Annotated in this window: 10 protein-coding genes; 8 read left to right on the plus strand and 2 right to left on the minus strand. The window is 38.6% G+C overall.

Annotated features, from left to right (window positions below):
* Together RAO94_01875 and RAO94_01880 are read right to left on the minus strand one after the other, a co-directional pair.
* On the minus strand, positions 1 to 1575 hold a 1575-nt coding region (locus RAO94_01875; protein ID MDP8321078.1), incomplete at its 3' end, for a DUF4080 domain-containing protein.
* On the minus strand, positions 1572 to 2282 hold the full coding sequence (locus tag RAO94_01880) for a phosphocholine cytidylyltransferase family protein (GenBank protein ID MDP8321079.1): 711 nt from the start codon (positions 2280 to 2282) through the stop codon (positions 1572 to 1574). The genes RAO94_01880 and RAO94_01875, both read right to left, overlap by 4 nt.
* Before the next feature lie 145 nt (positions 2283 to 2427).
* Here RAO94_01880 and RAO94_01885 point away from each other — a divergent pair, with 145 nt between their 5' ends.
* From RAO94_01885 to RAO94_01920, 8 genes are all read left to right on the plus strand, one after another.
* Positions 2428 to 2832, plus strand: a complete 405-nt coding sequence (locus RAO94_01885; GenBank protein MDP8321080.1) for a hypothetical protein — start codon at positions 2428 to 2430, stop codon at positions 2830 to 2832.
* The gene (locus RAO94_01890) at positions 2825 to 3394 is read left to right on the plus strand and encodes an ATP-binding protein (protein MDP8321081.1); all 570 of its coding nucleotides are present in this window, start codon (positions 2825 to 2827) and stop codon (positions 3392 to 3394) included. Before RAO94_01885 ends, RAO94_01890 begins: the two co-directional genes overlap by 8 nt.
* Entirely contained in the window at positions 3388 to 3987 is a 600-nt protein-coding gene (locus RAO94_01895) for a hypothetical protein (protein ID MDP8321082.1), read from the plus strand. The genes RAO94_01890 and RAO94_01895 overlap by 7 nt, the downstream gene beginning before the upstream one ends.
* Complete coding sequence (locus tag RAO94_01900; protein MDP8321083.1) at positions 3984 to 4514, plus strand: ECF transporter S component; 531 nt, start codon at positions 3984 to 3986, stop codon at positions 4512 to 4514. The genes RAO94_01895 and RAO94_01900 overlap by 4 nt, the downstream gene beginning before the upstream one ends.
* A 362-nt stretch (positions 4515 to 4876) precedes the next feature.
* Complete coding sequence (locus tag RAO94_01905) at positions 4877 to 6913, plus strand: M3 family metallopeptidase (protein ID MDP8321084.1); 2037 nt, start codon at positions 4877 to 4879, stop codon at positions 6911 to 6913.
* Positions 6914 to 7017: 104 nt separating this feature from the next.
* Positions 7018 to 7932, plus strand: a complete 915-nt coding sequence (locus RAO94_01910; protein ID MDP8321085.1) for a DMT family transporter — start codon at positions 7018 to 7020, stop codon at positions 7930 to 7932.
* Positions 7933 to 7998: 66 nt separating this feature from the next.
* Positions 7999 to 10545: an alpha-glucan family phosphorylase gene (glgP, locus tag RAO94_01915; protein MDP8321086.1), complete on the plus strand. Its 2547-nt coding sequence runs from the start codon at positions 7999 to 8001 to the stop codon at positions 10543 to 10545.
* A 28-nt stretch (positions 10546 to 10573) separates the two neighbouring features.
* Positions 10574 to 13273 (plus strand): alpha-amylase family glycosyl hydrolase (locus RAO94_01920; GenBank protein ID MDP8321087.1); only part of this gene is annotated, 2700 nt, incomplete at its 3' end.

The following is a 13273-nucleotide window of genomic DNA, read 5'->3' on the forward strand; positions in this document are numbered from 1 at the left end:
TGATTGAAAAAATATAGCCTGCCGAATTTGAGCAGCTTCTAATTTTCTTTCCTGATTTTTGTAGGTTAATAATATCGCATAAGCTTTTTCACGTGCTTCATCAAGTTTTTTATGGCGTAAAAACTCCGGATAATAATGACTTCTTGACTGCTGGCACCAGTCAATTCGCAAAGCATCTAATAATACTTCTTCTACTATTTGCTGATCAAGCACTAAATATTCTTCTAATACCCGGGCACATTTCTCCCAGTCCCGCATCCTGAGATCAAGTCCCTGCTGCTGAAAATAACCTGCTAAGCCCCAGAATAATTCCCAGGCACTGATCTCTTTTTCTGCCAGGACAAATCCCATACTTGATCTATAGCGTCCAGAATTGTAATAGATATCCATTATTGATTCCACTTTTCTTATCTGGCTCATTTCCTGCCAACTCACCTTTGAGGTTTGCATCACCTGATAAGGAGCACTGCTTTGATAAATGATCCCGTATTCCTCCACCATGCTTTCCATCTCAGTTCCACCAAGTACTTTCAGAAACCCGAGCTGTAAATGTTCACAGCCTAATTTCATCACTTTATCAAAACCTGCTGCAAATGATGTAATATCTTCTCCTGGCAAACCAGCTATCAAATCCAGATGCAGATGTATATTACACCTATTTTTAAGCTTAAGAATATTTGCACTCACTTTTTCCCAGTCCATAGTTCTGTGAATTATTTTTCCCACTTCATCATTCAAGGTCTGTATCCCCATCTCAAAACGGAATCTCTCTTCCGGCACTTCTGCTAATATCACAAAATCCTCAATTCCCAGTAATTGAGGATGTATTTCAAAATGAAATCCTGTTTGTGATTCTGGATATTCTCCATATAGCTCAGAGATTTTTCTCCAAATAGCTCTTGCCCTTTCACTATTGGCATTAAAGGTTCTATCCACCAGCTTAATATGCCGATATCCTTCTTTAATAAAGTATTCCAGCTCTTCATATACATTATCCAGATCTCGGAACTGAAGCTTCTGATCGCTTCTTGATGACAGACAATAAGCACAGCGGAAAGGGCACCCGCGGGAAGTTTCATAATAAAAATATCTGCTCTCTTTACCTTCCACTTTCATATTTTTATAGGGGAATGAAATTTCTGAGAGACTAACTGCTTTCCCTGGTACGATACCCTTCATGTTGCCATCAATATCTGCCAAAACCTCAGCGATCACCCCTTCACCGGCACCTGTCACAATATAGCCCACTTGCGGAAAGTCTCTCTGCCATATTTTTGGCTGATAACTAACTTCTGGTCCCCCTACGATGATTTTAATATTCTTCCTCATCCTTTTTAGATCTGCTATGATGGGCTTTATATGCTCCACATTCCAGATATATATGCTGAAAGCGATGATGTCTGGCTCTCTACTTAATATATCTTCTATTATATCCAACCTGGGCTGATTGATATTATATTCACAGATCTCAGTCCTGATATCCTGTTCATCTAAAACTGCCTTCAAATAATATAATGCCAGACTGGTATGAGTATAGCGAGCATTCAAGGTGACTAATATTATTATTTTTCTCATTTATTAAACAATGTCTTTGCTCGAACAATATCTTCTGGGAAATCAATTTCTATACAGCAGGCATCACCAGTAGATACAGCCATGATTTCTATTCCATCACAAAATTGATTTACAGCATATTCAAAATAGTTATTATGCTGGGCAGCTTTTATCCCCATTTCCAGAAATTTTTTCAATTTCACCAGAACATCCTTCCTGAAGCAGGCTATCCCGATGAATTCTCCCACACATTCATCCAGGCATAATTCTTTACCGATAGCTGTTACATATCCTGATTCATTAATATTAACCTTAACTTCTTCTTCCCCACAAGATTTCTTCTCAACTAATATTGAACTTCCGGAATATGAAAGCAGCTTTGGTAATAGACCTCTCTCAAAAAGTACATCTCCGTTAAAATAGAGCGTATCCTGATTTAAATATTCCCTTGCCAGGTACAGCGAATAGAGAGTATTCGTTGTTGCATAATCTGGATTGATCACAAATATTACCCGCTCAGATGACAAAATCTCCAAAATATGAGCTTTCATCTCTTCCATACGATATCCAATCACAATCACAAATTGCTCCACTCCATATTGCTGACAACTTTCTATCTGAGAATGTATTATTGATTTCCCTGTTATATTCAGCATTGGTTTTGGCAATCCACCACTTATCAAATCCAGCCTTCTACCCATTCCTGCGGCTAAAATTACTGCTTGCATCAGACCTCTTTTCCTTTTTTTTAGTTTTTTCTCTTATCCTTGTTTCTTGTCAATCCAAAATCCCAAAACCGGTCTTAATTCTAAGTCACACAAATTCCTTGCCTGAAATTCAGCTATCTCTGAATTGGAATCTGGGGTATTAATAATGCGAGATATGGAAAATATTGAGGAAAGATATTTCCTTCTGGAATTTGATCACACCTTTCTGGCAACCAGCTTGAAAGAGGAAGCTCTCCTGTTTGGTGTGAAATACCCTGAACTCTTCCTGCCGGACATAATTTTAAAATTTCAGATATTTAAACCTGATTTCAATATCAATCATCCACTTGATCATCTCTCAGGTGGTGAAAATTCTATCCTGGCAGTAATATTTTATTCTGCCCTTGCCTTTTTTAAAAATAAATCTCCTAAATTCTTACTTCATAACATCTTAGAATCTCTCTCTGCTTCCAATCGTTTTATTCTGAAAGATATTCTGAAGGAATTCAGGAACTATAATATCTCATATTATTGCTGGCGAAATGATGAGCTGGTGGCAATCAATGAATAACCTGCTGAATATCTCTGCCGGAAAACTAAAACTCAAGGATAGACCCTTTATCTTTCAGCTTGATTCTGCTCTAACCATTGCTTCAGATTCAGAGAAAAAACTCCTTTTGATCTCCGGGGATAACGGCAGCGGAAAAACCACTTTTCTGGAGCAGATCATTATTCCTGATCTCAAACAAAATAAAATATTTTTCAGCTTCAAAGGTCAGGACAGTCACATCCAGAATCTTATTGACAGGTCGCTGAAAGCTATTTTTTCCCTTTCTCAATCGGGTAAAAAACTTTTCTCTCAGATTTTGTTCAATGCCCCAATTTCCACAGTCACCAGGGAAATTGAAATCCCCGCTGTTGATGTGATCCTCATGGATGAGACGGATAAATTACTCTCTGATGAGGACATGCGTGTGATTTTCAATGATCCTGCATATCAATTGTTAATTCTGGTCTCCCATAATCTTGATAACCCTTTCCTGCAGAATAGTCTTTCTAATTTCAAACAACAATTTCGATTGCATATTGAAGGACAGTCAAATATCAGAAAAGCACGGTTATCACAATGCTGAAACTCATTAAGCTAAGTTCTCTGATCTGTACCGTTATTGGCTTTTTTATTATCACGGGCTTTATATATTATGATAACCTGATCCTTCATCTGACTATCTTCATTATTATTCTCATCATGCACTCTTTAAGGTTTTCTATTACTGAATCCTGGGAAATGATCAAACTTTTGCTCCCTTTCACGATCACTATTTTCATTTTTGGTCTCATTTTCCAACTTGTTAACCTTCAGGGTAGAGATGACTGGCTGTATGACAGCCTGATCAAAGTTATATATTTCCCTGCTTCATTTTTATTCACAAAATGGATGATCTCACTGTTCTCATATCAGGATATATTGGGGCTTCCACTGAGTAATGAACTCAAGTCTGATATTATTTTTTTGCAGGTTTTTATAAAAAAAGCTTTTAAAATTATGCCAAGATTAGAATTTTATACTCGAATGCATCCTTTGATCCAGAATAAAACGGGATTAAAAAGAAATTTCCTGATTTTATGTGCATTCCCACTTTCGCTATATATTTATTTGATAGATGAAGGCAGTATTATACGCCATATTTATTTAAACAGACTAAGGCAACTGGAGGAATTATGAGAAAGGAAAATGTTTTTCATGCCATTATGTTGATGGTGCTCATTATGGCTACAACCCTATTGGTCAAAATCCCTCTTCCTACCCGTGGATACTTTAATTTCGGTGATGTAGCAGTAGTTTTTGCCGGATTGACCCTGGCAGCTCCGATTAAGAAGAATGGTATCAGAATTGATAATGATCATGGTATCTGGCTGGCTTTTCTTGCTGGTGGAATTGGCTCTGCTCTGGCTGATGTCGTTGGTGGTTTTGCTCTTTTTGCTCCCATGACATTTATTGCGAAAGCTCTTGAATGCGCCTGGGCTGCTCTGGCCAGCACTACTCGTGGCATATTCCACTTCCTGGCTTTACTGCTGGGTGGGTCATTTATGGTTCTCACGTATTTTGCTTTTGAATCTCTCACTCCCAGCATTGGGATGCAGGGTGCGTTCAGTGAGATCATTCCAAATCTCATTCAGGCAGCAGGAGGTTTCCTGGGTGGAAAAGTCATCTTTATCGCCAGTAGACAATTACTGGTTCGGAATAAATAGGGAAAAGACTTAATTTAAACCATAAATACATTATACTGGCTCATCTTTTCGGCTTTTACTGATTGATCTAGGTAAATACTGAAATTGACCCTTCTGAGACCTTGCGAATGGTGCTTGCACTTTCGCAATGGTTGACCGATATGAGCAGCACATTAACAACGCTAAATAGCATAATGGTATAGGTTTAATAAATCCTGCCCTCTGACCAGCCATTGCGAAGGTCTATCGACCATTCGCAAGGTCTTGACTGGGAGAATTGAACAGTCTTTCATGATTAAAACTGCTTTACTTTAATATATAGTTGACGAAAGGATTGAGTAAAATTTTCTTGCATGGAAATAATAGTATAATGTGAGGTAGCAATGAGTAACAATCCTTTGATTGACTTAAAACGAGTAGGTGAATATCAGGCATTACCCTTTGATGAAATTAAAATGGAGCATTTCCTTCCCGCCATAGAATTTGGGCTGAAGGAAGCAGAAGCCAATCTGGATAAAATAAAAAACAATCCAGATCATCCTAATTATGATAATACAATTCGCGCAATGCAGGAACTTTCTGAAGTATTGGATACAGCATCCGGAACTTATTTTAATTTAATGGGTTCAGAATCTAACGACGAATTCAAGCAGCTTGCCCAGCAGATTGCCCCGAAATTATCAATGCTTTCCAGCAAAATGATCTCTGACCCGCAATTATTTGAGCGCGTTAAATATGTTTATGATAAACGTGAAACTATGGGACTTACCAGCCAGCAGCGTCGTTTTGTAGAAAAGCAGTATAGAGGATTTGTACGCAATGGAGCAATGCTTAGTGATGAAGATAAAGCAAAACTTCAGAAATTGGATATGGAGCTTTCTCAATTAGGTCCCAAATTCGGTCAGAATGTTCTTGGAGCTACCAATGCCTGGGAAAAACATATAACAGATATAAATGAATTAGCCGGTTTACCGGAAAATGCCCTTAAGGCAGCAGCATTCAGAGCAAAGCAGAAAGGGTACAAAGAAGGATGGCTGATCAATCTTCAGTTTCCCAGTGTATTACCAGTGCTTACCTATTGCAGCAATAGAGCCTTGCGCAAAGAAGTAAATAGTGCTTTTGCCAGTCGGGCATATGAAGGTAAATTTGATAATCAGGAAATCCTCAAAAAAATCGCCTGCCTGCGTTATCAAAGAGCACAATTACTGGGATATAAAAACCACTCTGAAATTGTGCTAACTGAGCGGATGGCAAAAAAACCTGAAGCGGTTATGAATTTTTTGGATAGATTATATGCTGCCAGCATTGAACCAGCTAAGATGGAATTAGCAGAACTGCATGCCTTTGCCAGAGAGCTGGATGGAATTGAAAAGATCAAACCCTGGGATCTGAATTATTATGGTGAAAAATTAAAGCAGAAAAAATTTGAATATGATGCTGAGGAACTACGACCCTATTTCAAGATGGAAAATGTAGTAGCAGGAGCTTTTAAAGTAGCTGAAAAATTATATGGCATCAAGTTCAAACCCGTAGAAGATGTTCCCCGCTATCATGAAGATGTGCAGGTTTTTGAAGTTACAGAATCTGATGATACTTATATAGGGCTATTATACCTGGATTTGTTCCCTCGCGAAACTAAACGCGGAGGAGCCTGGATGACAACTTTCCAGAGCCAGGGCTATCTTTATGGCAAGGATAGAACCCCTCATGCTTCAATAGTGACTAATTTTACTCCTTCCACTGAAGACACCCCTTCATTATTGAGCTTAAATGAAGTTACAACATTGTTCCACGAATTTGGCCATTCCCTGCATGGTCTGCTCTCAAACGTTCAGGAAGCAGCTTTGGCAAGTCCAAGTGTATATTGGGATTTTGTGGAGCTACCATCACAGATCATGGAAAACTGGGTAACTGAGAAAGAGACCCTGGCTCTTTTTGCTCATCATTATGAAAGCGGAGAAGTGATCCCGGAAGAATTGATAGAGAAAGTGAAGAAATCTAAATCCTTCAATGCCGGCTCAGCCTCCTTAAGGCAATTGGGACTGGGTTATCTTGATATGGCATGGCACAATGCGGTAAGCTGCGGAATTGATGATGTGTATAATTATGAGCTGAAAGCATTGGCAAAAACAAGTCTATTACCACCTATCCAGGGCAGGAATACTTCCTGCTCATATTCTCATGTATTTGCTGGCGGATATGCATCTGGATACTATTCCTATAAATGGGCAGAAGTTCTGGAAGCAGATGCCTTTGAGCTATTTTTAGAAAAAGGCATATTCAATAAGGATACAGCTGAATCATTCCGCTTTAATATCCTGGCAAAAGGTAATACTGAAGATCCTATGGACTTATTTATTAAGTTCAGAGGCAGAAAACCTGATCCGGATGCCTTATTGAAAAGGGTAGGTTTGAAATAAATATTATTGATGAGATAAATAGAAGTACCTGGTTTACCCTGAATGAGTTACCGGGTACTTTTTTTACCTGAAAAATGCTCTTACATCCAGATTACAGGAAATAAATGAAAACATATCTACCTTATTTTGCCGTAATTGTGGCAATGCTCTTCTGGTCATCGTCCTTTATAGCCATGAAATTTATTTTCATCTATATGGGACCATTCACCATGACTTTTCTAAGGCTACTGATAGCCTGCATCATTATGCCAGCACTCTATTATCTATCACCTCAGCGTGATGTAATCAAACCGAAGCATATCCCTCAATTCATGCTTCTGGCTCTCTTTGAACCATTTATTTACTTCATTGGTGAAAGTTGTGGCATGCAATATGTTTCCGCTTCATTCGGTGCAGTGATCATTTCTCTTATTCCTCTGATCACTCTCATTTTCGCCTGGTTCATCATTAAAGAGCCTGTAACCAGATGGGGAATTATCGGAGCTGTGATCTCGTTTCTCGGAGTTGTTGTGATTGTGCTGGAAACAAATGAATTAGGTGCTACCCTCAAAGGTATGGCGTTATTATTTGTAGCTGTTTTTGGTGCTGTGGGTTATGGTATCAAGCTGCGTCAAATCGCTGTAGAATATGAACCTGTAACCATAGTTACAGTGCAGACTTTTTTCGGGATGCTCTATTTTCTGCCAGTATTTCTCTTAGTAGAAGGTAAGCAATTTTTTAGTGACATCCCTCCCCTAACTGCATTTTATCCGGTGCTGGGACTGGCAATATTCTGCACTTGTGGTTCATTTCTATTATTCACCTATGCTCTCAGGAAAATCGGATTGAATAATGCTAATATTTTTTGTAATATGATCCCTGTATTTACTGCAATACTGGCATTTATCATTCTTCATGAAATGATAAGTTTGCGTAAGCTTTCAGGAATAATCATAGTAGTAGCTGGTTTGTTTATTTCTCAAATACCGGCATTAAGAAGACACAAGAGCAGAAAAATGAAGATAAAATCCTTTACATAATATGACCTGCAAATTGTATAGATTTTAAGATATATTTTCTAATTGATATATTTCATTGGAGGAACGATGAATAATATAAGATTTAAGAAATTTTACGTAAGGCCGAATTTTCCAGATAATCTGAAACCTCTTCTGGAACTGGCAGATAACCTGTGGTCAACCTGGGATACTTCTGCGTATCGACTCTTTCTGCGTATTGACCCCAGTCTCTTTAGAAGAGAGAATCATAATCCCGTTAGTATAATTCGTAATATCAGTGAAAACCGGATCAAGGAACTGAGCAATTCACCTGGATTTGTGAAAGAACTGGAAACTGTATATCGCAAATTCAAGGAATACCTGAGCTTTGAGGGACATTACATGAAGGAATATGAAAAGAAGCTGAATGTATCTGAGGATTTCAAGATAGCTTATTTTTCGATGGAATACGGTCTACATGAATGCCTGCCCATCTATTCTGGAGGATTAGGTGTTCTCTCCGGAGATCATCTCAAGGGTGCCAGCGATCTTGGTTTACCTTTTTATGGCTTTGGTTTGCTATATAAACTTGGATACTTTAATCAAAGAATAAATCTTGATGGGATGCAGGAAGAAGTCTATGAGGAGAATAACTGGTACACAAAACCAGTGCATAAACTTACTAATGAAGATGGCTCAGATATGATATTTAAGATAAAGCTGGGCAATGAAGACTGCTATATCCAACCTTGGTGCATTAATGTTGGTAAAGTTCCTTTATACCTGATGGATACTAATCTTATCTTGAATAAGGATAAATTTCGCCATATCACAGATTACCTGTATGTAACCGATCGTGAAATGAGATTACTTCAGGAACTTGTGATCGCCTACGGATCAGCGGAATTGATGAAAAATATTAACCTTACACCGACAATATATCATTTAAATGAAGGTCATTCTGCCTTCCTGATCCTGAAACGCATGGAAGATCTTATCAATGATGGTTATACCTATGAAGACGCTGTAGAATTGATCCATTCCAGTACTGTGTTTACCACCCACACCCCCGTACCTGCGGGAAATGAACGCTATAGTAACGATATTGTGGAACCATACCTTAAAGATAGATGCCAGGCATTTGGCAAAAGTTTTAATGAGATCAAAAAGCTGGCAGCAGAAGATAATATGGAAAATCAGTTTTCTCTTTCCGTGCTGGCAATTCGGTTCAGTAATTATATCAATGGAGTTTCTAAATTGCACAGCGAAGTATCCAAAGAAATGTGGCATTCCATCTATCCAGGTGTGTGCCAGAAAGAAATGCCCATTCACGGTATCACCAACGGCGTTCATATCCAAACCTGGCTGGGACCTCAGCTTGTGGAACTTTTTGACCGTTATATTGGAACTGGATACCGGCATATTGCTGAAGAGAAATCTGTTTGGGAAAATGTTCTCACCATTCCTGAAACAGAGATCTGGGAAGCTCATATGCAGCGTAAGCAGCAATTGATCAGCTACATTAATAAAAGACTCGAGAAATCCCTTATTTATAAAAGCGATCTTAAGCTTTTCCATAAAAGTGGCAGTCTTGTTCTGGATTCATCTCATCTCCTGATTGGTTTTGCCAGAAGATTTGCTCCCTATAAAAGAGCAAACCTCATCCTGCGCTTTCCTGACAGATTATTGAAACTGCTTAATCATCCCACTCATCCCGTTCAGTTTGTCTTTGCCGGGAAAGCACATCCAGCTGATTCCAATGGAAAAGAGCTGATCAAAAAAATCATTGAATTCGCCCGGGAGAACGATGTGCAGGATAAATTCGTGTTTCTTGAAGATTACAATATAGATGTAGCACGTCACCTTGTTCAAGGCGTTGATGTGTGGCTTAATAACCCCATCAAACCTCTGGAAGCAAGTGGAACTTCGGGGATGAAAGCCGGGATGAATGGAGTTTTAAACCTGAGTGTTCTCGATGGCTGGTGGCCTGAATGTTATGATGGACATAATGGCTGGTCTCTTGAAGCTGGTGAAAACATCGTTGATCAGGATCTAAGGGATAGACTGGAAGCAGAAGAACTGTATTATAAACTGGAAAATGATATAGCTAAACTATATTACACCAGAAATAAAAACGGTTATCCTTCTGCCTGGATTTCAATGATGATAAATTCTATCTATACAGTAGGTAGAGATTTCAATATGCATCGTATGCTGCGCGAATATGTTAATGATTTTTACTTACCGGGATCTTTATATTCTAAAATACTCAGCCAGGATGAGCAGAAATGTTTAAAGGAACTGGTGGAACTGAAAGCTCTATTGAACAGTAAATGGCAGGATGTAAGGATTTCTGATCTTAAGCTGGATCTGCATGAAAATTCCATTGTTCTTAGTGGTCAAAAAATCCCCGTGACAGCAACTACTTATCTGAATGGAATTGATGATGACCTGCTTGAATGTGAGATATTCTATAAATATGAGGACAAGTTCTCTGTAGCTTTGCTGCATAAAACGAAAACTGAGGGTGATTTCACTATTTTTGAAGGAAATATTAAGATAGTAAGCTCTGGTATTCAGTATTTTAATGCCAGGATCAAACCTCGCCCATACCTTTTCAGAGATTTCCTGAATCTCGTCAAATGGTATTATTAAATCTAAAGGGAATCAATACACTTTGATAATGAAAAAAGAAAATAATCAGACTAGTTATGGTCTGGCAGTAGATCGATCGCAGCCCTATATCAGGAAAATCCCTGAATTCAGGTTCTCAAATCTTGGCAAACTCGTAAATGGTAATACTTCTGATATGCAGCACACTATTCAGGTCTTAAATGATAATATCAGAAAGGAAGACCTTCACTTCAGTGCTGGTGATTTGAAAGCTATTATTACTATGTCAGAACTTAGCTTACAGGTTATGGATAATTACATCAAAAAGCACTTCCCTTCTCTTCTTGAAGATATTAATTATTATCTGGAAAACTCTCAGGGAACCGAAAGCTATTACCAGTTTCTGGAATTATATATTACCCATTTTCTGAAGCTTGAATTTAAGAGAGAGAATAAAGTACAGGTTTATTTTCTGCTGAAAGAGATTATTATCAACTGGATCAATAATCTGAATCCTGCCTTTAAGTCATATTATATTCTCTTTGATAATTCTCCCCTTTTAAAAGATTCTGGCAATACCGTTATCATCCAGGAATTGGTCAACTGCATTCAATCAAAACATCAGGAATCAGATGACAAATTTCATAATACATTGGGATTATATCAACTCTTGCGGGAACCAGCACTTAAATATCCCGACTCAATCAGGCAGCAGCTGGAATACACTTTGCAGATCTGGGGTGAATATCTGGATGATTTCACTAGTATTCTCCAGGCTCTTGACCTGATAAAGGAAGAAGAAAAATATTTCAGTGGTGAATTCCCACCTCCGGTTGCAATTACATATTCAAATGATAGCGATCAGGAAACTGATGAATATTACTCAGAAGATAAAAACTGGATGCCTTCTCTTGTTCTTATTGCCAAAAGTACCTACGTCTGGTTGTATCAACTTTCGCTGAAATACGGATTTCATATCAGAACCCTGGAACAAATTCCCGATAGTGAATTAGTATTATTACAGAAAAGGGGATTTACAGGTTTATGGCTGATCGGGATCTGGCAAAGAAGTTACGCCTCACGTAAGATTAAAGGGATGAATGGTGATCACCTGGCAATTGCATCCGCATATTCCCTCGATAGTTACCAGATCGCTGATGAACTGGGAGGAGAATCTGCCTGGGATAACCTTAGTTTCAGAGCTCGAAATTATGGGATCAGACTGGGTTGCGATATGGTTCCCAATCATACGGGAATTGACTCCCAGTGGATTGTACATCATCCTGACTGGTATATCCAGAGAGATGAACCACCCTATCATTCCTACTATTTTACCGGAGAAAGCCTTAGCTCTCACCCGGAAGTGGAAGTTCGCATAGAAGATCATTATTACTCGAAAACTGATGCTGCAGTCGTATTTGAATTATATGATAAAAGAACTGGGGTGCGTCGTTATATTTATCATGGAAATGACGGAACGGGATTACCCTGGAATGATACTGCCCAGCTTGATTATACAAAAGCTGTCGTGCGCCAGGCTGTACTTAATGAAATCATCCAGATAGCTCGTAAAATACCGATTATCCGCTTTGATGCAGCTATGACTCTGGCAAAAAAACACTACCAGAGATTATGGTTTCCGCAACCAGGAAGCGGTGGTGATATTCCTTCCCGCAGTGAATATAGCTTAACAAAAGCAAAGTTTGATGAAGTTTTCCCGCGTGAATTCTGGCGTGATGTGGTGGACGCAATCGCCACTCAGGCACCTGATACTCTCCTTCTGGCAGAAGCTTTCTGGATGATGGAAGGTTATTTTGTACGTAACCTGGGGATGCACCGTGTTTATAATAGCGCTTTTATGCATATGATGATGAGAGAGGATAATTCTGCCTTCCGGAAAACTATCAGCAATACCATTGAATTTGACCGCAGGATTCTCAAGCGTTATGTGAATTTCATGAGCAATCCTGATGAAGACACAGCCATCGGACAATTTGGGGATGATGATAAATATTTTGGTGTATGCGTGATGATGTGCACATTGCCGGGACTTCCCATGTTTGGACATGGACAAATTGAAGGCTTTCAGGAAAAGTATGGAATGGAATTTGCCTCACCCAGGATGATGGAAGAGGAAAATAATTACCTGATAAAACGTCACGAAAGAGAAATATTCCCACTCCTGAAAAAGCGTAAACTATTTTCTGAAGCTGATAATTTCCATCTTTTTAATTTCAATGATGAATCAGATACACTTAATGAAAATGTCATGGTATTTTATAATTATAATTATGGTATTCACACACTCACCGTATTTAATAACAGCTATTCTCGTACTTCCGGTAGAATTCAGAATTCTGATGCAGAAGCTTTGAGCAGTTTGATTGGTTTGAATTTTGGTCCTGATAATTACTTGATCTACAAAGATCTGATCTTTAAGCAGGAATATCTCCGCAAATGTGATGAAGTGCTAACCAGTGGTTTGATCATAAATCTTAATGGATATGAATATCATGCATTTTCAGATTTCCGCGTTGAGAAAGATGATGAAAATAATAAACTGAGCCAGATTTATCAGATGCTCGGAAAAAATGGCACTGACAGTATTGAAAACATGAAAAAAAGGATAGTATTGCGTCCTCTTCACGATAAATTACTTAAACTATTCTCCTACGGAATGATCTCAAATCAGGAGCTGCTCATCAGTGGACAGATAAAGGACAATCAGGAACGTAAATTCTTCCTTAAGAATGAGCTCTTCCCCGCAATA

This window comes from Candidatus Stygibacter australis (genome assembly GCA_030765845.1).
Lineage (GTDB): Bacteria > Cloacimonadota > Cloacimonadia > Cloacimonadales > TCS61 > Stygibacter > Stygibacter australis.